A 26,076-nucleotide genomic window follows, 5' to 3' on the forward strand; every position below is an offset into this window, starting at 1 on the left:
TCGTTTAAATGTGACTTTGAACAGGCTTTAGAACGCAGTTTTGTGTGCTAGATCTGCTGTTTTCGGGAACATTTTTTCATGTTTTTTACGACATTGTTCACGAGAACATTCGAATAAATTTGGTAGAGTGAACAGCAAATCAGAATAGGAGAACGCAGTGGCAGTTACGTTTAAAGATGTTGCACGGTTAGCAGGTGTCTCGACGCAAACCGTATCGCGCGTAACCAACGGCGCGGATAACGTCGCAGAAGAAACACGAAAGCGAGTTAACGACGCAATCAAAAAGCTTGGATACGTGCCGAACAAAGGGGCACAAATGTTGAGCCGAGCGAAGTCGCGGATCATCGGTATTGTCTCTTTGGATATCTCACTGCACGGTGTGGCTCTTATTGCTAATGGCGTTCGCAACCAAGCACATGAGATGGATTACGCGACGGCGCTGGCAGTGTTAGGTGACAACTCCATTGAGGAATTCCGTAGTGCAATCCGAGAGCTTATTGCCCAACAAGTTGATGCCATTATTATCAACGCTCCGGTAACCAGAGAGATGGCAGAGACCCTAGTGGAGCAGTTCAGTCAGCTCACGCTGGTTTTTATCGATGTACCCGAGGGGACGCCCGTTAATTCTCTCAGTTGTGATCATAAATCTGGGGCAAATTTGGCGATCTCCCATTTGATTGAGTACAAACGCGAATCTTTTGTGTGCATTTCTGGACCAAAGGCATCTACGGCTTCTCAGATTCGTTACCAAGAATGGCAGTCACAGATTCAGCAGCATGGACTGATGCAAACGGCATTCTATGAGGGGGACTGGCAAGCAGCCAGTGGATACAACGCCATTAAAGATGCCGTGTTAAAAGGTGTATCTTTTGATGCCGTATTAGTCGCAAATGATCAGATGGCGCTTGGTGTGTTATGTGCGCTTTTGGAGGCGGGTATTAATGTACCTAAAACCGTATCTGTGGTTGGGTTTGATGGCATTCAAGATAGCCAATTTTTCTCACCCCCTCTGACAACGATTAAGCAAGATTTCAACGAACTTGGACGAAGGGCGGTCAAGTTAGTGCTGAGCCAGATGGAAAAAGGACAAGGCGTTATGTCAGAAGTATTGCCTGTCAGCTTGGTTGAACGACAAAGCACATCAGCAAAGGCGGATACACTTTATGACAAGCAAGAAATACTTGCTCATCTAGAAAATATCCGCCGATTATTGCCTTAACCGGCAGGTTGGGCTTTGCTTTGGCTTTCTAGCACTTCTGCTTCTTTGGCGATGGCTTTCACCATTCCTTTAAAGATAAATAGGTGCGCGGGCATCATCGCAAACCAGTAAAGTAAGCCCGGAAAGCCTTGTGGGTGCCACCATGCGGTAATGTCGAACTCACGCTCTTCGCCATCGTCTTTAATCGTGATTTCCAAACGACCAAGTCCCGGTCCTTTCATTCCAAAGAACAGTGAGAGGAACTGGTTCTCTTCACAGCGAATGACTTTCCATGAATCAATGAAGTCACCCACCTTAAGCTCTGGTCCTGGTGGTGAAACTCGAATAGGTTTCCCACCACCAAAGAAGATATCGAGCCACTCGCGGGTTCGCCAAAGGAGATTGGCAAAGTAATAGCCTTTTTCCGGGCTTCCGATCTTTTGCGCGACTTTCCAAAGTGATTCCGCAGAGGCTTTTGTCTTGATGTTAGCTCCCGCTTGTTTTGGATAGTACCCGTAGCCTGGTTGCCAACGTTTGAGTGCTGCAGGCTCAAATCCCCAAACATTACTGCGCACAAAAGTCCCTTCAGTTGCTATGGTGTCTGTAACGGACTGCTCATAGCTGATCAGCTCTTGAGGGAATCGCTCATGAATGGCTTTGGTATCAGCAATGTAATCGTGTTCCAAACCTGCAAGTAGCGCTTTACCAATACTTGCGGGGACAGATGTCACAATAGCTAACCAATACGATGCCATTTTAGGTGTCAGCAGGGGTGTTGACCAAAGTCGGTAAGGTTTCTTAGTGACCTTACAGATTACTTCAAATTGATCGCGATAACTTAGTGTATCTGGACCACCAACTTCATAAATTTCACTTTCTGTTGGTTTGGTTTCTGCCAATTCAAGCAAATAGTGATTGAGGTTGGGTAGGGCGATTGGGTTGGCTTTGGAGTCTACCCATTTAGGTGCAATTAGAATCGGCAGGTTATAGACAAAGTCGCGCATGATCTCGAATGCCGCAGAACCGGGACCGATAATTACGCCAGCTCTAAGTTCAGTAACAGGCACACCGGCTTGGCGAATGATCTTTCCCGTCGCTTTGCGTGCTGCCAAATGTTGAGAGTTGCCAGTTTGAGGCTGAATTGCACTTAAGTAAATAACGTGTTCTACACGACTTTTCTCAAGGGCATTTTTGAAGTTCTCTGCGAGGTTTAATTCGTATTCAACAAAGTCGTGACCTTGCGCCATACCGTGCACAAGGAAGAAAACCAAATCAAAATCATTCACGATTTCGAGCGTCGCTTCTGCATCGGCGAGGTCTAAATAAGTGAGTGTGAGATTAGGGTGTGGCTGAGTTCGGGATTCTAAATAGTCAATATGACGCGCCGCTGCCGTGACAATGTAACCTTTATCAAGCAGTTGTGGAAGAAGCTGTGAACCAATGTATCCTGAAGCCCCAAGTACCAACACCTTTTTCATTCTGAGTCCTTTTTATTGCTGGTGGATTAGTCACCACTGGGTATAATCATGAGACACTTTCCCCGTTCTATCAATAAGTTGTCGTCGGAGCGAGCATGACTTTTTTCTCACAATTGGTTACTCATGCTGATAAGTCGTTTTTACGTCGACTATTTGCTATCGCATTACCCATTACTTTACAGAGTATGATGTTCTCCAGCCGTGGCTTAGTAGACGTGTTGATGCTTGGTCAGTTGGGTGAGGCAGAAATTGCGGCTGTGGGTGTTGCAGCTAGAGCGACCTTTGTTACCACAATTATGTTGCTTGGCGTAACAACTGGTGGTGCCTTGTTAACGGCGCAATATTGGGGGGCGGGCGATAAAGTGGGGGTGCGCCAGAGTACTTCACTCACTTGGATGATCTCCATGGTATTCGCGGCTTTCACTGTCGTGTTATTTGTGTTGTTCCCCGAGCCCATTATGCGTCTGACAACAGATTCAGAAGAAGTGATTCGTCTTGGTGCCGATTATCTGGTGATCTCATCGGTCAGCATGTTTGCCGTGGCTTGTGTTGCCAGTATGGCGGTGGGTCTACGCGCCATGCATCAACCGGGGTTAAGTACGTTTTTTAGCGGCATCGGCATTCTGTCTAATATCTTTCTTAACTGGGTGCTTATTTTTGGGCAATTTGGCTTTCCTGCGATGGGGATTAAAGGGGCTGCCATTGCGACGGTCATCAGTGGCGCAATTGAAGTAACCTGTTTATTCAGTTATCTGTGGTTTAAAAAGCACATCATTGCTTTTGGCTTGGATGACATTCGTGCCAGCTTAGTTTTGGATAAAATCACCCGTTTCTTAAAACTTTCCCTTCCGACAACATTTAACTTCCTAGCATGGGCGGGCGGCTTGTTTGCTTATCACGCGATTATGGGACAAGCAGGCGTGCAAGGCTTAGCGGCATTGTCAGTAATGACGCCCGTAGAGTCGATTGCTCTTGCTATGATGATTGGCTCGTCTAACGCTGCTGCGGTATTGGTGGGTAATCAATTAGGCGCAAAGAACTTTAGTCCGGTTTACTACCAAGCGTGGGCAACCGTGATTCTCAATGTGTTGATAGCTGTTGTTGTCGCGATTTTACTTCTGCTCTCAAACCAACTTATTCTCGATGCCTTTAGTGCTCTAACGCCAGAAACGCGCCACCTAGCTGAACAGTTTATGGTGATTCTTGCGATCGGTGTGGTTCTTCGCTCTGTACCTATGATGGCTATTGTTGGTGTACTTCGTGCGGGTGGGGATGTGAAGTTCTGTTTATACCAAGATCTAATCGCGCAATGGGTGATCAGTATCCCTCTTGCTGCTTTTGGTGCAATTTATCTTGGTTTTGAGCCTCAGTGGGTTTATTTGCTGTTTTTGACCGAAGAAGTGGTGAAGTGGGGAACATGTCTACACCGCATGACGAGCAAGAAATGGATGAAAAATTTGATCGAAGCTTGAATGGTGTCGCGAGACAAGTTGCATTTGTACTCTGATAGTGTGATCAACTATTCAAAATACTTCCTACCAACAGGATTTTAGTGTAGATTCTGATTCCAATTTTTAAACACCATTTGAGCGGCAAAATCAATGTTAAAACTGTCAGACCTATGTAAAGGCTATGTAGACGGGGGAGAATTTCATCCTGTACTACAAGGGGCAGAATTAACATTACAACAAGGTGAACAAGTTGCATTAATGGGGGAAAGTGGCTCAGGTAAAAGTACCTTACTTAACTTGATAGCTGGTCTTGATACCGCAGATTCTGGCGAGATCCAGTACCCAAGCTTCGCCATGCACAGCGCTCCAGAGCACTTAAGAACTCTATACCGCCGCAACAATATTGGTAATATCTTCCAGCAGTTTAACCTACTTCCTACTTTGAACATCGCTGACAACATCCGTTTTTGTCGCCAATTAAAAGGCTTACCAGAAGATAAAGGCTTGTGGCGTCAAATTCTTTCAGCTCTAGACCTTATGCCGCTTTTAGGTCGTTACCCTGAAGAAGTCTCTGGTGGTCAGCAACAACGTGCAGCGATTGCTCGTGCCTTGTACATGGAACCGAAAATCCTGCTTGCCGATGAGCCAACTGGTAGTTTGGATGAGCGAAATGCTGAAGCGGTAATGCGTTTGCTAACGAGTCTTGCTCGCCAGTTAGAGTGTACTTTGCTGCTGGTGACACACAGTGAAAAAGTGGCAGAACACATGGAAGGTCGAATCCGTCTTCAAGGAGGACAGCTACATGTTATGGCCCGTAGTTAAGGCACTACTCGGTCATTACCGTCGCTATCCACTTCAAATCATTCTTGTTTGGCTTGGTTTAACCCTCGGGGTGTCCCTCCTTGTCGGTGTGACTTCTATTAACCAACACGCTAAACAGAGCTACGAAACCGGTGAGAAACTTTTTTCAAACCCTTTGCCTTACCGTATTCGTACTAAGCATTCTGCTAACAAAATTCCTCAGGGCTTTTATATTCAATTACGTCGCGCTGGTTTCAACCAATGTGCGCCTTTTGATATTCTTCATCTCGATACGAAAGCCGACTTAAGCCTGATGCTAGTAGGCGTTGATCCTGTAGCGCTGTTGCCGCTTCACCAAGGTAAATCACTTAAAGACCTTCCTATGTTGTCTTTAATGAAGCCTCCGTATCCTATCCTTGCTAGCCAAGATCTGGCTGCACACATGCAATGGAATGATGGCGACTTTATTGAGCTCAATGATGGCAGTCGACTTGGACCGCTAAAAGTCGATACGGACAACTTACTCTCTGGCACTCGCCTCGTTACTGATATTTCTCTTCTTCGTATGCTTAAGCGCAGCTCCGGTTTGTCCGCTATTGCTTGTGGTGAAATGTCCGAAGAGAAAATGTTGGCACTAAAAAATATGCTGCCAAACGGTATGACACTGGTGCGTAACAGCCGCTCCGAATTAGAGTCACTGACAAAAGCATTCCACATGAACTTAACGGCGATGGGTATGTTGTCGTTCTTAGTTGGCTTATTCATCTTCTATCAAGCAATGTCGTTGTCTTTTATTCAACGTCAGCGCTTGGTTGGTATCCTCCGTCAAACGGGGGTGAATGGCATGCAATTGGCGCAAGCGCTTATGCTTGAACTGACCATCCTTGTTCTTGTTGCTTGGGCGTGTGGTAACTTCTTTGGTCTTATTTTGGCAAATGAGCTTATCCCTGCTGTCTCTTCAAGCTTGAGCGATCTTTATGACGCAAACGTCGGTTTGACGATTGGCTGGTCATGGGAGTCGAGCCTGTACAGTTTGGCAATGTCAGCGATGGGCGCTTTGATTTCGTGTCTGTGGCCGCTGATTCGCTTGTTAAAGTCACAACCGATTCGACTTTCTTCTCGGTTGTCTCTGATGCGTTTTGCTGGGCGAGAGTTCTCTTGGCAGGCTTTCGCGGCGTGTGCGTTCTGTGTAGCTGCAGTGGCCGTCTATCAAGCGCCAAAAACTCAAGAGTCGGGATTTGCGATTATCGCACTCATGCTGATCAGTGTGGCGTTGTTTATGCCGTTTTTGATGTGGCATATGTTCCAAAGCTTCTCTTATTCACTTCGTTGGGTTCGTGTACGTTGGTTCTTTGCCGATGCTGCAGCAAGTATGAGTTATCGTGGTGTAGCAACCATGGCATTTATGCTCGCATTGGCAGCGAACATTGGCGTGGAGACCATGGTGGGCAGCTTCCGTGATACAACGGATAAGTGGCTGAGCCAACGCCTTGCGGCTGATATCTATATTTACCCAACTAATAACTCAGCAGCACGCATGAGTGCTTGGTTAAAAGAGCAACCCGAAGTGGATGCTGTTTGGTGGCGTTGGGAAAAAGATGTCCCGACTGAGCGCGGTGCATTACAAGTGGTGAGTACGGGTTCTTCAGAAGGGGAGTTGGACTCTCTTACGGTGAAACTAGGCGTTCCAAATTACTGGTATCACTTGCACCATTCTAAGAGTTTGATGGTAAGTGAATCCATGGCTTTGAAGCTCGACATTCGCCCTGGCGACTATATCGACCTTCAACCTCCTTTAGGGGGAGGTTGGCAAGTGGTTGGCGTGTACTACGACTATGGCAACCCATATAACCAAATCATGATGTCTCATCGTAATTGGCTGTATGCGTTTGCGGGCTCTGGTAATGTTGGACTTGGTGTTTTGCTGGAAGATAATGTCAATGGCGAAGGCTTGAAGCGTAGATTAGAGAACGTATTCCGTTTGTCCCAAGACCGAGTCTTTGATAACAACAATATCTACAACCAAGCTATGCGTGTGTTTGACCATACCTTTGCTATTGCAGGCACCTTGGGCAACATCACTCTGATCATTGCGGTATTTGGTTTGTTCTTTGCAACACTTGCGGGAGAACTTTCTCGGCAAAGACACTTCTCACTACTGCGGTGTATGGGTGTATCAGGCAAAGAACTAGTCATGTTGGGTGGTTTACAGCTATTTGTCTTCGGTACCATCTCAGCCATCATTGCGGTCCCACTTGGTTTAGCATTGGCACACTTGATCGTTGATATCATCATTAAACAATCATTTGGTTGGTCGCTAGAGTTACAGACGATTCCTTGGGAATACGCTCAAACGATCGCTTGGGCAATGTTGGCGATCATGATAGCAGGAGCTTTACCTGTTATCAGGATGATTAAGAGCACGCCAATGAAGTCATTGAGGGATGCGCTGTAGTGAAAAACATAAAACTCAAAAAGCTGCTATCTCTTTCTGCATTAGTGTTTGTCGTATTTGTCACCCTCGCGGGCATGACTCTTTATTTTACGTATTGGGCGGAAGCGACAGCAACTGAACAAAGTGAAATCAGCGATGTATTAAAGCGCGAAAGTAAGACTATCTTCGAGCCAGTTCTACCAAATGAGCACGTTTCGCTGCCGCATGATTTCCGTTTTCATCCAGATTACCAACATGAATGGTGGAACTACTTTGCGAAGGTGCAAGACAAGCACGGCAAGGTTTACAACATTCAATGGAGTTATTTCCGCGTTGCTACCGACGAGCGTGATACTCGAGGTTGGCAAAACCCACAATTGTTTATCTCTCATATTGTTGTCAGTTCTGGCTCGCATGTTTGGAAAGAGCAGCGTGTCGCTCGTGGAGGGATTGGGCAGGCGGGCATGACGAATCGTCCTTTCCGTTTATGGATTGACAACTGGACTTGGCGTGCACTTGGCTCCACACCATTCCCAGGAAATCTTGATGTCTCGACCGATACGTTTGCAATTGACTTAAATACTACAACGAGCGGTCCTTTTGTTGTTAATGGTGACAAAGGGTTCCAAGTTAAACATGCGCTGCAATCTATCGCGTCTTTTAGCTTCAGTGCGCCGTTTCTCAATGTCAAAGGTACCCTTACCCTTAATGGACGTGAAATCCCAGTATCAGGCTCTGGATGGACACAGAAGGAGTGGGGAAGTGGTCTGATTGGCGAAGGGCAGCAAGGTTGGGATTGGTTTGTGTTTAACCTTGATGATGGACGAGCGCTTACAGTGAGTCGTTATCGTCATAATGGTCAGGTTCCTCATTTATTCGGCACACTATCAACGCGTTCTGGCAAGGTGATAAACCTAACAGAAAAAGAGCTGACGATGACGCCACTACACGTCACTAACTTGTCTAATGGAAGAAGGTTACCGCTTCAGTGGATCATCAATGTCCCCGGGCAAAACATCAATTTAACGACACGGATCATAAAATCGGACATGTGGCTTCCTTTTGTGATTCCATATTGGGAAGGACCGATACTCGCATCGGGTTCCAATGAAGCCTGGGGTTTTATGCAACTCACCGGTTACTAGAAACAACGAAAAAGCCACCCAACAAGGGTGGCTTTTTTGTTACTGAAACACGCAGTTTTCGGTGTAAAACCGCACGTTAATCACGAAAATTAGTCAGATATTATACTAACTTAATAGTAGTCTATGTGAATAGATTGAGCTTATAAGGAGATAGGCAGGTCTTGTAAATAATTATGTTCTTGTTGAAAAATACGATGTTTCGTAAATGAAACCTCGGAAAAATCGAAGTTTAAACTCTAAACAAGCGATTATTCTAAAATTTTCAGCAGCTATACACTCTCATCATTCTTTGTTAATCGTTTATTAAGATAATAAATATAAGGGCGAAACCATGAACGATGTCATTCGTGACTTTTTCAAAATGGAATCCGCAGGCGGTATCCTTCTTGTGATTGCAGCAGCAATCGCTATGACCATTGCAAACTCACCGCTTGGCGAAAGTTATCAAGCAATGCTGCATACTTATGTATTTGGTATGTCAGTGTCTCACTGGATCAACGATGGCCTGATGGCTGTGTTCTTCCTATTAATCGGTCTTGAAGTAAAGCGTGAGCTGCTTGAAGGCGCACTTAAATCAAAAGAAACCGCAATCTTCCCTGCAATTGCAGCGGTAGGTGGTATGTTAGCTCCGGCACTTATCTACGTTGCTTTCAACGCAGGTGATGCAGAAGCGATTTCTGGCTGGGCAATTCCTGCGGCAACAGACATTGCGTTCGCTCTAGGTATCATGGCGCTTCTTGGTAAGCGTGTTCCTATCAGCTTGAAGGTTTTCCTACTTGCGTTGGCGATCATTGATGACCTTGGTGTGGTTGTGATTATTGCGCTGTTCTACACTGGCGACCTATCAACGATGGCATTGATTGTCGGCTTCATCATGACGGGTGTCTTGTTCATGCTGAACGCAAAAGAGGTCACCAAGCTAACACCTTATATGATTGTCGGTGCGATACTATGGTTTGCCGTACTTAAATCTGGTGTTCACGCAACACTTGCAGGTGTGGTTATCGGCTTCGCTATCCCACTTAAAGGTAAGAAGGGCGAGCACTCTCCACTGAAACACATGGAGCACGCACTTCACCCATACGTAGCATTCGGCATTCTTCCTCTGTTTGCTTTTGCAAATGCAGGTATCTCACTAGAAGGCGTATCGATGTCAGGTCTGACTTCAATGTTGCCTCTGGGTATTGCGCTGGGTCTGTTGGTTGGTAAACCACTTGGTATCTTCACATTTAGCTGGGCTGCAGTGAAAATGGGCGTGGCTAAGCTGCCAGAAGGTGTGAACTTTGTACATATTTTCGCTGTGTCCGTGTTGTGTGGTATCGGCTTCACCATGTCGATCTTCATCTCGTCACTTGCGTTTGGCAATGTAAGTCCAGAATTTGATACTTACGCTCGACTAGGTATCCTGATGGGCTCAACGACAGCTGCTGTAATTGGTTACGCACTACTGCACTTCTCCTTGCCAAAGAAAGCGGCTGAAGAAGTCGCAAGCGAGAAAAAAGCGTAAGCTAAGATAGAATAATTTAACGAAAGCCTCCCGACAGGGGGGCTTTTTTGTATCCGAGGATCGGTGAAGTTTGTTCAACGTAATACAAGGTTAAGTGAAGGCGGCAAACTCAAATGACAGACGAAAAAAAGCCCAGACGAAAAATTGTCTGGGCGGATACAAACATAGGAGTTAATAAGAAAAAGCAGCAATGTAGCAACTAGATAGAAACAAGTTTGACGGCCTGTGAAACTTTAAATGCCCTAGTTGTTACAGTAATTCAGACCGAGACAATTCCAAACAGTTCCATTTTTTTTAGAATTTTTTTTCACAAAACAATATTCGCTTTAAATTCATTCCTTTAAGTTCGCACTTCTTTTATCTGGTCAGACCAATGCTTGAAAGTGTGATGTTAATCATTTGTTAATTTCAGGTTTCGGGAGTATATTTCAAACAGTTGTTTAATACGAGTGATTGAAATGGCCCCGAGAAGTACAACTAAAGAAAAAATACTCGATGTAGCAGAAGGACTATTTGCAGAATACGGCTTCAATGACACATCACTACGAACCATTACTGGTAAGGCGAATGTCAACCTAGCTTCGGTTAACTACCACTTTGGCGATAAGAAAACGCTGGTGAGGGCAGTATTAGACCGATACCTAGAAGCGCTAATGCCAAATATTAAGACGTCTTTGATCGAGTTAAACACGCGCGATGATTACAACATGGATGAAGTGTTTGAATCGCTACGTTTGCCTCTAAGAGCACTGAATGATGTGCGTCCGAATGGTACTGCGTTATTTATGTTGCTAATTGGTCGTGGATATACCGATGTCCAAGGTCATTTACGTTGGTTTATTAGTACAAGATATGAGGAAGTGCTGAAGCTGTTTATGTTTTCCATCATGAAAGCAAATTCGGAATTGACGGAAGAACAGTTGTTCTGGCGATTGCACTTCACACTAGGCACTTGTGTTTTCACTATGGCATCAAGCCAAGCGTTAACCGAGATTGCAGAAAGTAAGTTTGAAAAAGAGGTCGATGCAAAGTCTGTCGTTGATCTTCTGATTCCATACTTGTCGGCAGGTATGTCAGCTAAGTAAACGAAATTAAATCAATAATAAAATAAGTTAAAGCCGCGAGCGGTGACGTGAACAAAAGGATCTGAACTATGAGCTCTCTACGAAGAAAATGGATTAGTGACCCAGCATTCAAAATGTTTAAGAAAGTACTGCCTCCATTGTCGAGCACGGAAAAAGAAGCGATGGAAGCGGGTAGCGTATGGTGGGATGCTGAGCTGTTCTCAGGCAAACCTAACTTTACGACGTTACATCATTATCCAAAACCTGCGCTTTCTTCTGAAGAACAAGCTTTCATGGACAATGAACTCGAAACATTGCTTGAAATGCTTGATGATCAAAAGATCGTTAAGGAAGACAGAGATCTTTCGCCTGAAGTATGGGAATACTTGCGCAAAGAGCGTTTCTTCTCGTTAATCATTTCAAAAGAGTATGGCGGTCGTGAGTTCTCAGCACTGGCTAACTCGACCATCGTTTCTCGCATCGCAACACGTAGTATCAGTGCTGCGGTATCAGTGATGGTTCCAAACTCTCTGGGACCTGGTGAGTTGCTGTCTCACTATGGTACTCAAGAACAGAAAGATTATTGGTTGCCGCGTTTAGCAGATGGTACGGACATTCCGTGTTTCGCCCTTACAGGTCCAGAAGCGGGCTCTGATGCCGGTGGCATTCCAGATCAAGGCGTAGTGTGTTACGGAACTCACGAAGGTGAAGAAGTTCTTGGTATCCGTGTTAGCTGGAATAAGCGTTATATCACTCTAGCGCCAGTAGCAACAGTTCTTGGGTTGGCATTTAAGCTTCAAGATCCTGATGGTCTACTTGGCGACAAAAAAGACGTGGGCATTACTTGTGCACTTATCCCAGCAGATCATGAAGGTGTGGAGATCGGTGAGCGTCACGACCCACTAGGGTCTGCATTCATGAACGGTCCAACACGCGGTAATGATGTATTCATTCCAATGGAATGGTTGATTGGTGGTTCCGAATACGCAGGTAAAGGCTGGCGTATGTTGGTGGAATGTCTATCGGCTGGTCGTGGTATCTCTCTTCCTGCACTTGGCACCGCGATTGGTCACCTTACAACGCGTACAACCGGTGCTTATGCATATGTTCGTAAGCAGTTTGGTATGTCGATTGGTAAGTTTGAAGGTGTGGCAGAAGCGATGGGTCGCATTGGTGGTTTAACTTACTTGTTGGAAGCGACACGAACGCTGACAACCACTTCTCTGGATATGAAGGAGAAGCCGGGCATCGTGACCGCAATTGCCAAATACCACATGACCGAAATGGCTCGTACTATCCTGAACGACTCTTTCGATATTCATGCAGGACGTGCAATTCAAGATGGCCCAATGAATTACCTAGCTAAGCACTATCTGGGTATTCCCGTTGCGATTACCGTTGAAGGTGCAAACATCCTGACTCGCAACTTGATGATATTCGGTCAAGGTGCGACACGTTGTCATCCATATGTTTTGAAAGAAATGGAAGCAGCAGCAAACCCAGATGTAAAAGAAGGCGCAAAAGAGTTTGACGAATTGTTGTTCAAACATATTAAACATGCGATGGGTAATACTTTTGGTGCTCTTGGTGCGGCATTGACAGGTTCTCGCTTTGTTAAAGCGCACATGAGCGGTCCTACGCAGCAATACTATAAAGACATCACGCGCTTAAGCCGCGCACTTGCAGTGAGCGCAGACTTTGCAATGTTAACTCTAGGTGGCGATCTGAAGCGTAAAGAAATGATCTCTGCACGCCTCGGTGATGGTTTGAGTTACTTGTACATGGCGTCCGCTGCACTTAAGAAGTACGAAGATGAAGGTCGTCAACAAGGTGATTTGAACTTTGTGCACTATGCCGTTCAGCACTGTTTGTACAACGCATCGAAGTCGCTTAATGAAGCGTATTCAAACTTCCCAGTGAAATACGTCGGTGGCGTTCTGAAAGGTCTGTTGTTCCCATTGGGTAATCACTTCAAAGCTCCAAGCGATGAGCTCTGTGTGAGCCTTGCAGAGGCAATGATGACGCCTGGAGCTCAACGTGACCGAATGACGAGCTTATGCTATATCGGTCAATCAGAGGATGATAGCGTAGGGCTCATGGAACGAGCGTTCCTTGCGATGTACGACGTGAAGCCTCTTGAACGCAAACTGATGAAAGCAGCGAAAGATGGCAAGGTAGCGCGTAAAGGTTTATTGCATGACCGTCTACAACAAGCATTCGAAGCGGACGTACTTACTGAGCAAGAAATTGATCAAATTATGGCAGCAGACAAACTGCGCTATAAAGCGATTCAAGTCGACCATTTTAGCCACGACTTTTCAGAAGTTCGTACTAATGCACCAAGCAAAAAATCGCATTTGAACTCGGCAGCGTAATACGACCGCGCATAAAATAAGAAAAGCACCTCAATTGAGGTGCTTTTTCGTGTTTGAGCCTATAGCTTTTTTGTTGAGTGCTCCAACCACTTGCATTTTCGCAGCATTTTTACAGAAATTAGGTGCGAAGTAGGGCTGAACCTTTTATCCTAGCAACGTTTTTTAAAGGAAGTTGAATATGATCATCAAACCTAGAATTCGTGGATTTATCTGTACTACTACGCACCCAGTGGGTTGTGAAGCTAACGTAAAAGAACAAATTGCTTACACTAAAGCGCAAGGTCCAATTAAAAACGCGCCAAAACGCGTTCTTGTTGTGGGTGCATCAAGTGGCTACGGTCTATCTTCTCGTATCGCTGCGGCATTTGGTGGCGGCGCTTCAACTATTGGTGTTTTCTTCGAAAAAGAAGGCACAGAGAAGAAGCCAGGTACAGCAGGTTTTTACAACGCGGCTGCTTTCGAGAAGCTAGCTCGTGAAGAAGGTCTGTACGCGAAAAGCCTAAACGGCGACGCTTTCTCAAATGAAGCAAAACAGAAAACAATCGATCTGATCAAAGAAGACCTTGGTCAGGTGGATATGGTGGTTTACTCACTGGCTTCTCCAGTACGTAAAATGCCAGAAACGGGTGAACTGATCCGTTCAGCACTTAAGCCTATCGGTGAAACTTACACGTCGACTGCTGTTGATACCAACAAAGACGTAATCATCGAAGCAAGCGTAGAGCCTGCTACTGAGCAAGAAATCCAAGACACAGTAACCGTAATGGGCGGTGAAGACTGGGAACTATGGATTAATGCACTATCAGAAGCTGGCGTTCTAGCAGATGGCTGCAAAACTGTGGCGTACAGCTACATCGGTACAGAGCTTACTTGGCCGATCTACTGGGATGGTGCTTTAGGTAAAGCGAAAATGGACCTAGACCGCGCAGCAGCAGCACTTAACGAGAAACTATCAACAACTGGCGGTAGCGCAAACGTAGCGGTACTTAAGTCTGTTGTGACTCAAGCAAGTTCTGCAATTCCTGTCATGCCTCTTTACATCGCGATGGTGTTCAAGAAAATGCGTGAAGAAGGCGTACACGAAGGTTGTATGGAGCAAATCTTCCGTATGTTCAGCCAACGTCTTTACAAAGAAGACGGCAGCGCAGCAGAAGTAGATGAAGTAAACCGTCTGCGTCTGGATGACTGGGAACTACGTGAAGATATCCAGCAACACTGCCGAGATCTATGGCCACAAATTACCTCTGAAAACCTAAAAGAGCTGACTGACTACGTTGAGTACAAAGAAGAGTTCTTGAAGCTATTCGGCTTTGGTGTTGACGGTGTGGATTACGAAGCAGACGTTAACCCAGCAGTAGAAACAGATTTCACTCAAATCTAATCGTTTCTAACGGTATTAAAAAGGCGCTCATTGAGCGCCTTTTTTGTGTCTTGAATCTCTGTGCTGAATAATGAGCGCTGCTTGAACACACCTGAAAAGCGCGCTCAAAGAGATTAACTCAAAATAATCAGAATCGTACCGGCTAAAGTCATTAAGATATTGGCAATCGCGTAGGTACCTGCGTAGCCAAGGGCTGGAATAGTCGACTTCGCGTATTCGTTCACTACGTCCATTGCTGGTGCACACGTACGAGCACCGATGATGGCACCAAAGAGTAGAGCACGGTTCATCTTAAGTACGTAAGCGCCAACTAGGTACGCGAGCACGACAGGCACAACACTAACGATAAATGCCAAACCGATGATTTGTGGACCCACTTGAGTTAAGTGTTCAAACATCTTGCCACCGGCGCTTAAGCCGATGCCAACCATAAAGAACATTAAACCTAAGTCTTTGACCATATTCAATGCCCCTTGCGGTACATAACCGAAAGTAGGGTGGTTCGCTCGTAGGAAGCCCAGCGTGATGCCTGAAAGCAACAGGCCAACTGCGTTACCTAGGCTGAATGACACTTGACCAAACGTCATGGTCACCAAACCAAACATAATACCTAGAATGAAGAAGCTACAGAATGCGAGCAAGTCTGCCATCTGGCTGTGGATCGAGATGAAACCGATTTTCTCAGCGAGACCATGAACACGACTCTTCTCTCCACTTACTTGGAGCACATCACCTTTGGCTAGAACAATGTCCAAGTCCATTGGCATTTCAATTTGAGCACGCACTACGCGGTTCAAGAAACAGCCGAATTCCGATAGATTCAAATCAGATAGGCGCTTACCAGCAATTGCATCACTTTTAACCACGATCTCTTCTTCGACGATTCGAAGGTCCAGCAAGTTACGGTCGAATACTTCTTTACCGTTGCGAAAGCTTGGATCAAGACGTGCATGGCTATCTGGGAAGCCTACCAATGCGATTTCGTCACCTTCTTGCAGGATTGCATCACCGTCTGGGTGAGCAAGGATACCATTACGGCGAATACGCTCTATGTAGCAGCCTGTTTGGCGGTAAATGCCCAATTCGCGAAGGTTTTTACCATCTGTCCAGTCAATCAGCTCAGGACCAACGCGGTACGCGCGGATGATTGGCAAGTAGACCTTACGTTGGCTAGAGTTACCCAATCCACGTTCTTGCGCAATTTGCTGAGCTGAATCGGATAGATTCTGCTTTTGCAGTTTTGGCAACAGTTTGGCGAACATGATCATACTGATCAAACCCACCAAATAAGCCATCGCATAACCAACCGATAGATTTTCTAATACTAAAGAAAAATCCATGTTTCGTGGGATGGTTGCAAGACCAGAATTCAACGCATCTTGTGCGCCCACCAATACAGGCGTAGCGGTAAGAGCGCCGGCCATCATACCCGCAGATAGACCAAAATCGAGTCCCATGTAATGGCTACAGAAATAGGTTAACCCTACCGCTGAGACTAATACGGTCATGCTCAAAATAAAATAATGTTTACCGTCGCGGAAAAATATGCCGAAAAAGTTTGGACCAGCTTCAATACCTACACAGTAGATAAATAGCATAAAGCCGATGGTTAGGGCTTCTGCGTTAAAGGAGAAACCAAGATGACCCATAACAAGAGAAGTAATGAGGACGCCTATGGAGTTACCTAACTGTAGGTTTCCAAAGCGAATTTTACCAATGGCAAGACCAATTGCTAATACGACGAAGATTAGAAGAATAGGGTTTTGTTCAAGAAGGTGTACGACGTCTATGTTCACTGTGTGGCTCGGTAAAGTGTGTGCCAAATAAAAGATTAAGAGTTGCGAATTGTAACTAAATATAGCAAAAAGATAAGTGAATTTTTTTAGGTTTTACTATTACTTGACGTAAGGGAATAACAAATTGAATAAACAATAAAAAAGCCGCTAATAGCGGCTTTTAAAAATTCAGTAATTTGGATTACTCGTCGAATAGACCTAGGTGCTCTTTTGCGTAAGCTTCAAAATCATCACAACCACCAATGTGTGTTTGGTCGATGAAGATTTGAGGAACAGTTTCTACTGGCTTACCAACTGTTTTCTCTAGGTCAGCTTTAGAAATACCTTCAGCGTGGATGTCTACGTAACGGTAGTTGAAGTCATCACGTTTTGCTTTAAGTGTTTCTGCGTGCTCTTTCGCGCGAACACAGAATGGGCAAGCTGGGCGACCAAAGATAACTACGAACATAATCTTATTTCTCCTAAAATCTATTCTTTTTGAAAGCACAACTAGACTTCATGTCGGTACATGCTTTCGTTTCTTGAGACAACTATGCCCGATCCAGATACGGAAATAAAGCAGCATTTACCTCTTGTCTCGATAGGCGAAATCTATCGTATAAAAACTAAACACGCACTAAGCTTAAAGCCATGAAAAGTCACTTTTTAGAATGATTCTTAACCGCAAAAGCACATGACGTAAGTATGTGAAGTGACGCATAAAAACACACTTTTTGAAGGGTTAATGGCGGCAAGGTGCACTTGGTCAACTTTTTTTGGTGGAAAGCATAGCACTCTAGTGTGAGTTGTTGTTTTGGGGAGGAAGTGTATGTTTCAGTTTATGACTGCGACACGGATTATCTTCGGCGAGGGAGCACTCCAATCTTCGCTGTCTGTAATCAATCAATTTGGCTACAGCGTTTTACTGGTGACTGGTAAAGATACGCAACGTGCCACACCTATCATTAATTATCTAAAAGCGCAGAACATGCGTTATCAACACGTTGCCATCAATGGTGAACCTAATATCACAATGGTAGAAGAAACCGCAGTGCTTGGACGTAAGTTCCAACCTGATATGGTTATCGCGATTGGAGGGGGTAGTGTCATTGATATGGGCAAAGCGCTCGCGGCGATCATACCTAACCAAGGTGACGTCTATGACTACGTCGAAGTCGTTGGAAGAAACGTTCCTTTGAAAACCAAGCCGATTCATTTTATTGCTATTCCTACGACAGCAAGCACAGGGTCAGAGGTAACCAGAAATGCTGTGCTTAAATCGGGGCAAGACCAAGTGAAAGTAAGCTTAAGAAGCCCGGAAATGCTCGCAGACGTTGCGATTGTTGATCCAACCTTAACCTATGGTACTGACCAGTATACCTCTGGTCGTGGCGCGATGGATGCGTTTACTCACCTTATGGAAGCCTACGTTTGTGGTGATCCAAATCCTCTTACCGATATGGTGTGTGAAGAAGGTTTACGTCGCTTAAGCCGCTCAGTAATTGCAGGGTGTAAACAAGACAGTCACAAAGCCAGATCAGACCTTTCTTTTGCGGCACTTTTAGGCGGAATGGCAATCACAAATGCCAAGCTCGGCGCTGCGCATGGTTTAGCTTCTGCATTGGGAGGCAAGCTTGATGCGCCGCATAGTGTGATTACTGCCCGTCTGGCTCCGCACGTGATGCAAGAGAACATCAATGCGGCAAGGCAAGCAGGGCGAAGTGATGTGATCAGTCGTTATAAGCGTTTAGCGCAATTAGTGACGGACCGAACTAATGCCAATGAGCACGATGGCGTGCTTTGGGTAAAAATGGTGTTAGATAAGCTAGCGCTACCTCAGTTAGGTAAGTTTGGAGTATGCCAAACTTCTTTTGAGCAAGTTGCGGATGATGCTTTGAAGTCAGTAGCAATCAAAGGCAACCCCTTACCCCTTACGCAGGATCGGTTGGTGTACATTCTTCGTCAAGTTTGTGATTGTAGCGATGCGTGTGTAGGAGAGAGTTCGCATCACGTAAGTTCAGTAGAAGTGCTGGAGTCTCGCTCAGATCTATCGGATGTGAATCAATAGAAATACGACCTGAACAGATACGAAAAGGGGAGCTACTTAGCTCCCCTTTCTATTTTTTATTACAGACTAAGTCGATTCGTTAGTATTGACTTAGCTTATCGTAGCGGCTGTCTTTCAATGCGTCTTTTACTCGCTTTAGGTTTTCACGGAAGCCAGTACCACGGCGCAGCGTGAAGCCTGTTGCTAGGACATCGATAACCGTCATTTGTACTACGCGACTTGCCATTGGCATATACACGTCGGTATCTTCTGGCACGTCTAGTGTAATAGCCAGTGAACTCGCTTTCTCTAGTGGTGAGTCTTTTGCTGTGATTGCAATAACGGTTGCACCGTTTTCACGTGCAAGGTTCGCAATCTCAACTTGGCTCTTAGTACGACCTGTGTGAGAAATCAGAACGATAACGTCATTGTCGCTACAGTTAATGCAGCTCATGCGTTGCATTACGATATCTTCAAAACAAGTAATAGGAATGTTGAAGCGGATAAACTTGTTTTGAGCGTCGCGTGCGACAGAAGAAGAAGCACCTAGACCGAAGAATGAGATGCGCTTCGCTTGAGTCAGGAGATCAACTGCACGATTAACTTGCATCGCATCAAGGCTGTTTTTTGCGACATCTAAACACGCCATTGTCGATTCGAAAATCTTGTGCGTGTAGGCATCAGGACCATCGTCTTCTTCCACATTACGGTTAACGTAAGGCGTACCATTGGCAAGGCTTTGCGCAAGGTGAAGTTTAAAATCTGGGAAACCTTTGGTATCCAGACGACGACAGAAACGGTTAACAGTAGGCTCACTCACGTCAGCCATTTTAGCTAACGTTGCAATGCTTGAATGAATTGCAGTTTGTGGAGACGCCATAATCACTTCCGCAACTTTGCGCTCTGACTTACTGAAATTCTCCAGATTTTTTTGAATTTTTTCTAATGTATTCATAGTGTTCACGAGGGTATAGAGAACAACTCGCTGGCTCTGCTAACGAATGGAAACCCAAAGGCTTCTCGGTCTAGAGGGGCGTTAACGAAAACTACCAGCGCCATAAATTCAGTATAAACCCGATCCTCAATCTGGCTAAACCAAATACGGTTACTATTTCGTGAGAATTTGACAAGCCTCAAACAAAATGTTGTAAAAACTACAGAATTGGATGTGGGATCGATGGTTTGTTGCTCTAGTGGCACAATAATGATGATTGAGTTACATCAAAAAGAAAGAAATTTTCAATTTGATGTAACTCACATTGGCGCTTAAGAATTGAGAATGTCGTCGACAGTTTCTTCAATTTTTGCCATTAAGCTTGGGGCTTGTTGAGCAATTTCGCGCTGCTCGTCCAATACCACACTTAGAATGTCATTGGTCGTCAATGGGTTCGCTAACACAACACGGAATACAATGGTGTTCATGCGTTGCCATTGGTCTGGGTTCAGTCGAGTACGTGACACAAAGGACTTACCTGTTTCACGCTGGCGCTTTTGGATAAACTGAGTCAGTTGGTTGAGTAACTCATTCAGTTTCTCTTTCTGCGTACCTTGTGCTTTCTCTAATGCTGCGCGCATATTGGTTGGCAAATAACGGTAAGTCAGCAGACAAAGCTCAGGCTCAGACACTAACTCAAAGTCCTCTTGCTCGTTAATAAGATCAGCGAAGTAGCGCGCTTTGGCGATACTCTGGTCAATCAGCAGTTCATAACCAGGTCGGCTAATGATATGCATTGCCGCGTAAACCAACATCGCCATACCGGAGCGAGAGCCTTCAAGGGTGTGGCTACCTAGGTCTTTTGAGCCCTTACGCAAAATGTATTGTGCGTGGTGCTCGATTGACTTCATCGCATCTGGGTCTTTAAACAGAACCATACCTGCACCCATAGGGATGTAGAGTTGTTTATGCGCGTCAATCGTCACAGAATCTGCAAGTTCGACCCCACCAAGTAGGTGACGATGATTGTTCGACATCAGTGTCGCACCACCCCATGCTGCATCCACATGGAAGTGACAATCGTGTTCAGCACACACTTCAGCGATTTGAGGAAGCGGGTCAACGCTACCGGTTTCTGTCGTACCAGCAACACCAACCACCGCAATAGGCTTGATACTTTGCGACTCAAGTTCCGCAATTTTTGCTTTCAAGTCATCAACGATAATGCGGTTGTTTGCGTCTGTTTTGACGGCAACTAATCCTTCTTGACCAAGCCCAAGTACGTCGGCAGCTTTCTTCAGTGAGTAATGCCCACGCTCAGAAACCAGAATTGCCAGCCCTTCATAGCCATAATGTTTCATGGCTTTGAACAGACCTTCTTTTTCTACCCCTTTGAATGCGCCATCTGCTCTTAGTGCTTTATTGCGAGCAACCCAAAGCGCAGTAATGTTCGCGATGGTACCGCCAGAACAAAATGCACCGAGAGAGTGCTTCGCGCTGTGCATCCACTTACGGTAGAACTTGTCGTCCTGACCATAAATAAGGCGATGCAGCATACCAAGTACTTGGCGTTCAAGTGGTGTGAATGCTTTCGAAGTTTCAATCTTTACCAAGTTTTGGTTCAAGGCGATCATGATCTTCGACAGCGGCATTAAGAAATACGGCAGGGCAGAAGTCATGTGACCAATAAAGCTTGGCGCAGAGGTATGAACCGAGTGAGATACCAAGGTATCTAGTAGGTGCTCGGTATGGTCTGACACGAACTCTGGTTGCTCAGGAATCTGAGCAGAAGAAAAGTCTTTCTCAATTTCACGTAAAGGCTTTTCTTCTGCCACGATGTGTTCACGAAGAAATTTGTTCAAGTTCTGGGAGAGACTCTCGTCGATTTTGGTCAACGTAGAATCTGGACCTTCAGGAATTGTGAAGATCTTTAACAAGCTCTCGAAGCTAACGTCAGCGGTTTTTTGTTCCTTAACCATAGCAAAGAATCTTTGTAGTTATTTTGGTAATGCGAGCGGCACAATCTAAACCAAAACGGGCGCAAAGTCCCGTTTTAATTATTGAAACCCATGTTGCTGAAATGAAATTCTAGGGCGAGGTTTATTCACACTTCTGCTTTTCAATCTTAGCAATTGATTGATTGTACTTATTAAGCGCAGAATCGATCTGTTTTGGGTGGCTCAATAAGTCAGCAAATGCAGAACGTAGGTCATAGTTCTTTGGATGGTTCGCCGATTGACGATCACTAAACGTTTTTTGTGCAGCTTGACCGAGCTCATCACTGCGTGTTGCAAGCTGCTTCACATCGTGTTGTTCTAGCTTGAGCCACGCTTCAACAGGTTGCTCTGTAGCAACACGGCTAGGATCATTTTTCAGGAAGTAATGTACCGCTTCACGGTTTAATTCAAAGTGGTGTTGGCGACCTTCTAAGAACCATTGACTTACTTCTTTCAAATCTGGGTATTGAGTAACGGTTAGGTCTACAAGGTCTTGATACCACTGTAAAGAGGCGTCTATATAACCGTCGTATTTGTTTGCAAGACATTGCTGGTCAGCAGCAAAGGTAAAAGTTGAGCTTGTAGCGAGGAGCGCTGCAACGACAAAGCGTTTCATTGTTATTCCTTTTTGGTTGAATTCCCTTTGTAACCCCAATAGGCACTATGCCTTGCCTGTCACTGATTACCGATCCAAGAGTTTAAAAATCAAAGGGCTCGATAACTAAGCGGTAATCCAGAAAATTCTCTTTGAATTGAGCATTTTGAGGTTACGTGGGTATTTGAATTTTTGCCGTATTGTAATGGATGTTAATGAATATTCCTGAGATCTAGCTAGCAAGAGACACAAAGAAAAGCATCATGACAGGCACCAATAAGCTCAAAATAAAACCACTTACGATCGCGACAGGCACACATCGAACACCCCCAGTTGTCTGGATGACTGGCAGGGTAAAGTCCATTGCTGTTGCTCCTGCGTAACCAATGGCTGTTGAAGGGTAGGTGCGAATAAACAATGGAATAGCAACTAATGCGACCAACTCACGCATCAATTCAATCAAGAAGGAAGCGCCGCCAAAAATGGGACCAAATGCATCACCCATCAAGATGCCAGCTAACGAATACCAACCAAAGCCAGAAGACATTGCCAGCGCTTGGTAGAGTGGTAAATCCAAGATCACTGAGGCAATTGCACCACCGAGCATACAAGTTGCAATAATGACTGTCGCAATCGCCATGCCTTGTTTGTTCAACAGAATCTGCTTAAGGGTTAAGCCGCTATTACGCAATTGAATGCCAATAAAGAACAGTAGAAGAAATAAAATCCATTCGCTCGCTGTATCCACCCAAGAAAGACCAATTGGCAAGATCAAACCGGCAATCAAACCACCACCAACGACGACAACAAGCTTGATTGATTCTAGTGCCATAGAAGACAGTGGGAGTTTTTTCTGGTTTTGGTCGGTTTGCAAAGGAAGCAGTTTATCGACTAGCGGCAAGGCAAGTAGGTTACAAGCGCCCAAACAGACGAAGAAAGTACCAGCGTAAAGCAAGATGGTTTGCAAGTTGCTGCCGAGGTTGTCGAGTGCAGCAAGGCTTAAACCCATCAAGGAGAGAATGACGTAAATCAGGTATGAGGTCGACTTGTTGATTTTTTCAAGTACCGACGCCTGAGAAATTGGAATTAAGTAGCCCACCACCAATGGGGCAAAGATAAATAGCATCCCTGAGAACATAAAACTCAATGATTCCTTTATGAGGTAAGCAAAATACGTAGCCACGCATAAACAGCTCAGAATACTATCTGATGCTTAGCGTGGCTTAAAATGAAGTATTGAGAGATTAAAGACCGCTTGCGCTTAGAACTTCTTTAATTTCACAATGGAAGTCAGTATCACTCATATTGCTCAACTCGTACAAGATTTCTGCACCCGTTAAATTGAATTCCACTTCATGATCTTCAATGCGTTCATCTTGGTTACGGAACATTAATAAGTGGTTTGCGATACGAGCAATATCCAGGTAGCTGACTTCTGGGCGCGATGCTTCATATTTTTCATTCGATGAAACCTCACGGAAATCATTGTCAAAACCCCACTTCTCCAATACTAATTTGCTTGTCGCAGAACAGCGCGTTTGGAATATTTGTAGTGCAATATCCGCATCTAAGTAATTACCACGATCAAGATATAAGTGGTATTCGTTGATGAGACAGAACAGACCAATATCCGCCAACAAACCTACTAATAGCGCTTTTTCTTGCTCTAGGTGACCGTATGTCGCTGGTTCATGCTTACGGAACTCTTGGACAACCAATACCATGGTTGCGCCTAGCTCACGAGAAACCGCGGCACTTTTCACCAATATACTATTGCAGTCTTTAGAAAGGTTGACCGAATGCTTTAACTGTTCAATTGCTTGAGCTGTGACGATATCCCTCACTCGTAAAATGCCTAAGCGAGATACCGCTGTTGTCAGGTCATTACAGGTAATATTACGGCGATTAAAAATCACGGAATTCGCGACGCGAACCACAACCGCAGCAAGACTAGGATCTTCTAGTAACGCATTTGCGACGTCGGAAATCGTGGTGTTTTCTTCTGTGCAGAGTTGCTGGATTTTAAGTACGACATCAGGGATAGGAGGAAGGGAGATTTTCCCGGTAGAAATTGATTGTTCTACTAGGTGAGCGAACTCAGATTCGAGTGCTTTTATAAGCTTATCTTTATTATTTGGTAGCCAAAAAAATGATAGATGTTCCATTATGACGTTGTGCTAGAGAGCTTTCGTACAGTGTACCTCCACACTATGTTGCTTATCAATTAAATACCTATTTCACGTTCGCAATTGCCGCATTTATCACCATGATGTTTGATTTTTGGCAGTTGCTGTGTCAAAAAAACATCGCTTAAGGATGAGTAAATGTGAAACTAATCACGTATGTGGAATTTGTAGTTCGGCAACTGTGACATAGATCCTAACTTATTTTTCAACGTTAAGTATGATTAAGACAGTTGGTGAGCGCAATTCACAAAAATATCGCCAACATATCGACAATTTATGATTCGCTATAAGCTGCTGTTCATCTGGTGACATCGCTAATCGGGGTAATTTATTCCAATTACAGAGGTCAATGGACATGACAGACCAAGCTTTTTTTAACTATGTAAGCAATTTTAGTGAGTACCAAAAACGTTCAATGTTTGGCGGGATTGGTTTATTCAGCAACGACGCAATGTTCGCACTAGTAAGTAACGACTGTTGTTATTTACGTGGTGGTAACGGGTTAGATGAAGAATTTACTCAACTAAACTGTGAAAAATATAAGCACGTCAAAAAACAAACGACGGCAACCGTTAACTACTATGATGTAACCGATCTATTTGACTCAGGTTTTGCGGGTCTAGACGCGTTGTTACAAAAATCGATTGAATGTTCTATTAAGGAACGTAAATACCAAAAGTCTTCAGCCAGTAGACGTCTGCGTGACCTACCAAATATGCAGTTGACGCTAGAGCGTATGGTCAAAAAAGCAGGTATTGATGACGTAGAAACGTTTTTGGAACTAGGACCAGTAGAAGTATTTAATAAAGTAAGAGTGACATACGGTAGTGATGTTGATGTGAAGCTTCTATGGAAGTTTGCTGGCGCCACTGATGGTATTCACTGGAAGCTGCTCCAAGAACCACGCAAGAAACAACTGCTGGCAATGTGTGAATAAATCGCTTTAGTTTCACGATGATTGACTCGTTTAGGATGAAGTTAGCGAGTCATAAAAGGTGAGTGTTGAAAGCGACAAAAGGAAGTTGATGCTTTTGGCCACTTCATTTGAGTTAGTCATTGCAACAAGACAGTTTGTAGATACAAAAAAACCGAGGTAAATGCCTCGGTTTTTTAGTTCATACTTTAAGAAAGTACGCTCAGTAGGCGTTTAGAACTTAAAGCGAGTAGTGAACATTACTTGATCACCGTAGAAGTCGTTGATACGCGCTTCAGCACCCAGAGAGAATAGCTCTGTAGAGTGGAAACGAGCGTAAACAGAACCGATCCAATCGTCATCGTTGTCGATAGAAACGTAACCCGCTTTACCACCAACTTCTAGTTGAGGACCAAGCCATTGGCGCACGCCTAAGTTAAGTTCCATACCAACGTCAGTGCTGCTTGAGTTTGACGGTTGTACAACGCGCATTAGCATTGCACCCGTTAGGTCAGCCCAGTTGTTTAGTGGTGAGTGGAAACCAAAACCTGCTGCTGAATCGAAATCACCATCAAACTCAGAGTCGATGCGCGCGATTACGTGTGCATTTGGGTGGATTGATTTGCTGAAACCAGCACCGAACGTTACTGGGCTAGCACCAATGCGAGCTTCCATGTAGTCGTAGCTAAAGTTGCTCATTGTTGCTGGAGCGTTGTAGTCGTTCGCAGCTAGAGCTTGGCTTGATGCCAACAAAAGGGCAGCGGCTAATAGTGTTTTACGCATAACTAACGATAA

20 protein-coding genes are annotated in these 26,076 nt (G+C 44.8%); 11 read left to right on the plus strand and 9 right to left on the minus strand.

Annotation, left to right across the window (positions count from 1 at the left end; all coding sequences use genetic code 11):
- Positions 1-157 precede the first annotated feature (157 nt).
- Entirely contained in the window at positions 158-1,219 is a 1,062-nt protein-coding gene (locus ABMY42_RS18155) for a LacI family DNA-binding transcriptional regulator (protein ID WP_349266600.1), read from the plus strand.
- Here ABMY42_RS18155 and ABMY42_RS18160 read toward each other — a convergent pair.
- Positions 1,216-2,676 (minus strand): DUF2867 domain-containing protein, encoded by a 1,461-nt coding sequence (locus ABMY42_RS18160; RefSeq protein ID WP_349266601.1) that lies wholly within the window; start codon positions 2,674-2,676, stop codon positions 1,216-1,218. The genes ABMY42_RS18155 and ABMY42_RS18160 overlap by 4 nt on opposite strands.
- A gap of 95 nt (positions 2,677-2,771) precedes the next feature.
- Here ABMY42_RS18160 and ABMY42_RS18165 point away from each other — a divergent pair, with 95 nt between their 5' ends.
- The 8 genes from ABMY42_RS18165 to fabV all read left to right on the plus strand — a co-directional run bounded on the left by ABMY42_RS18165 (position 2,772) and on the right by fabV (position 14,834).
- Complete coding sequence (locus ABMY42_RS18165) at positions 2,772-4,148, plus strand: MATE family efflux transporter (RefSeq protein WP_349266602.1); 1,377 nt, start codon at positions 2,772-2,774, stop codon at positions 4,146-4,148.
- Between the two features lie 129 nt (positions 4,149-4,277).
- Positions 4,278-4,949, plus strand: a complete 672-nt coding sequence (locus tag ABMY42_RS18170) for an ABC transporter ATP-binding protein (protein WP_005428554.1) — start codon at positions 4,278-4,280, stop codon at positions 4,947-4,949.
- A complete protein-coding gene (locus ABMY42_RS18175) occupies positions 4,930-7,383 on the plus strand; it encodes an ABC transporter permease (RefSeq protein ID WP_009698130.1) in 2,454 nt (817 codons plus the stop codon). The genes ABMY42_RS18170 and ABMY42_RS18175 overlap by 20 nt, the downstream gene beginning before the upstream one ends.
- On the plus strand, positions 7,383-8,507 hold the full coding sequence (locus ABMY42_RS18180) for a lipocalin-like domain-containing protein (protein ID WP_154203771.1): 1,125 nt from the start codon (positions 7,383-7,385) through the stop codon (positions 8,505-8,507). Before ABMY42_RS18175 ends, ABMY42_RS18180 begins: the two co-directional genes overlap by 1 nt.
- Positions 8,508-8,838: 331 nt before the next feature.
- Positions 8,839-10,014, plus strand: coding sequence for a Na+/H+ antiporter NhaA (gene nhaA, locus ABMY42_RS18185; protein WP_005444559.1), 1,176 nt, complete (start codon positions 8,839-8,841; stop codon positions 10,012-10,014).
- Positions 10,015-10,472: 458 nt separating this feature from the next.
- The gene (locus ABMY42_RS18190) at positions 10,473-11,099 is read left to right on the plus strand and encodes a TetR/AcrR family transcriptional regulator (RefSeq protein ID WP_005444555.1); all 627 of its coding nucleotides are present in this window, start codon (positions 10,473-10,475) and stop codon (positions 11,097-11,099) included.
- Positions 11,100-11,167: 68 nt separating this feature from the next.
- Complete coding sequence (locus ABMY42_RS18195) at positions 11,168-13,453, plus strand: acyl-CoA dehydrogenase (RefSeq protein WP_009698128.1); 2,286 nt, start codon at positions 11,168-11,170, stop codon at positions 13,451-13,453.
- Positions 13,454-13,631: 178 nt separating this feature from the next.
- On the plus strand, positions 13,632-14,834 hold the full coding sequence (gene fabV, locus ABMY42_RS18200; RefSeq protein WP_005444550.1) for an enoyl-ACP reductase FabV: 1,203 nt from the start codon (positions 13,632-13,634) through the stop codon (positions 14,832-14,834).
- 113 nt (positions 14,835-14,947) lie between these two features.
- Here the strand turns inward: fabV and ABMY42_RS18205 are convergent, their stop codons facing one another.
- Together ABMY42_RS18205 and ABMY42_RS18210 are read right to left on the minus strand one after the other, a co-directional pair.
- Entirely contained in the window at positions 14,948-16,630 is a 1,683-nt protein-coding gene (locus ABMY42_RS18205) for an aspartate:alanine antiporter (RefSeq protein ID WP_005444545.1), read from the minus strand.
- A gap of 181 nt (positions 16,631-16,811) precedes the next feature.
- Complete coding sequence (locus tag ABMY42_RS18210; RefSeq protein WP_005428550.1) at positions 16,812-17,078, minus strand: GrxA family glutaredoxin; 267 nt, start codon at positions 17,076-17,078, stop codon at positions 16,812-16,814.
- Positions 17,079-17,438: 360 nt separating this feature from the next.
- Here ABMY42_RS18210 and ABMY42_RS18215 point away from each other — a divergent pair, with 360 nt between their 5' ends.
- A complete protein-coding gene (locus ABMY42_RS18215) occupies positions 17,439-18,677 on the plus strand; it encodes an iron-containing alcohol dehydrogenase (RefSeq protein WP_017188169.1) in 1,239 nt (412 codons plus the stop codon).
- 79 nt (positions 18,678-18,756) lie between these two features.
- Here the strand turns inward: ABMY42_RS18215 and ABMY42_RS18220 are convergent, their stop codons facing one another.
- The 5 genes from ABMY42_RS18220 to ABMY42_RS18240 all read right to left on the minus strand — a co-directional run bounded on the left by ABMY42_RS18220 (position 18,757) and on the right by ABMY42_RS18240 (position 24,347).
- Positions 18,757-19,611: a MurR/RpiR family transcriptional regulator gene (locus ABMY42_RS18220; RefSeq protein ID WP_005444542.1), complete on the minus strand. Its 855-nt coding sequence runs from the start codon at positions 19,609-19,611 to the stop codon at positions 18,757-18,759.
- Between the two features lie 311 nt (positions 19,612-19,922).
- Positions 19,923-21,569 (minus strand): pyridoxal-dependent aspartate 1-decarboxylase PanP, encoded by a 1,647-nt coding sequence (panP, locus tag ABMY42_RS18225; RefSeq protein ID WP_349266603.1) that lies wholly within the window; start codon positions 21,567-21,569, stop codon positions 19,923-19,925.
- 121 nt (positions 21,570-21,690) lie between these two features.
- The gene (locus tag ABMY42_RS18230; protein WP_005444538.1) at positions 21,691-22,203 is read right to left on the minus strand and encodes a hypothetical protein; all 513 of its coding nucleotides are present in this window, start codon (positions 22,201-22,203) and stop codon (positions 21,691-21,693) included.
- Positions 22,204-22,414: 211 nt separating this feature from the next.
- A complete protein-coding gene (locus ABMY42_RS18235) occupies positions 22,415-23,320 on the minus strand; it encodes a lysine exporter LysO family protein (RefSeq protein WP_005444536.1) in 906 nt (301 codons plus the stop codon).
- Positions 23,321-23,426: 106 nt separating this feature from the next.
- Complete coding sequence (locus tag ABMY42_RS18240; protein WP_005444535.1) at positions 23,427-24,347, minus strand: HDOD domain-containing protein; 921 nt, start codon at positions 24,345-24,347, stop codon at positions 23,427-23,429.
- Between the two features lie 370 nt (positions 24,348-24,717).
- Here ABMY42_RS18240 and ABMY42_RS18245 point away from each other — a divergent pair, with 370 nt between their 5' ends.
- Positions 24,718-25,305: a TfoX/Sxy family DNA transformation protein gene (locus ABMY42_RS18245; RefSeq protein WP_005444533.1), complete on the plus strand. Its 588-nt coding sequence runs from the start codon at positions 24,718-24,720 to the stop codon at positions 25,303-25,305.
- A 210-nt stretch (positions 25,306-25,515) separates the two neighbouring features.
- On the opposite strand, the gene ABMY42_RS18250 is transcribed toward ABMY42_RS18245, so the two are convergent.
- A complete protein-coding gene (locus tag ABMY42_RS18250; protein WP_005442235.1) occupies positions 25,516-26,064 on the minus strand; it encodes a hypothetical protein in 549 nt (182 codons plus the stop codon).
- Positions 26,065-26,076: the final 12 nt, after the last annotated feature.

Origin of the sequence: Vibrio sp. SSH13-20, assembly GCF_040104475.1 — a bacterium.
Taxonomy (GTDB): domain Bacteria; phylum Pseudomonadota; class Gammaproteobacteria; order Enterobacterales; family Vibrionaceae; genus Vibrio; species Vibrio harveyi.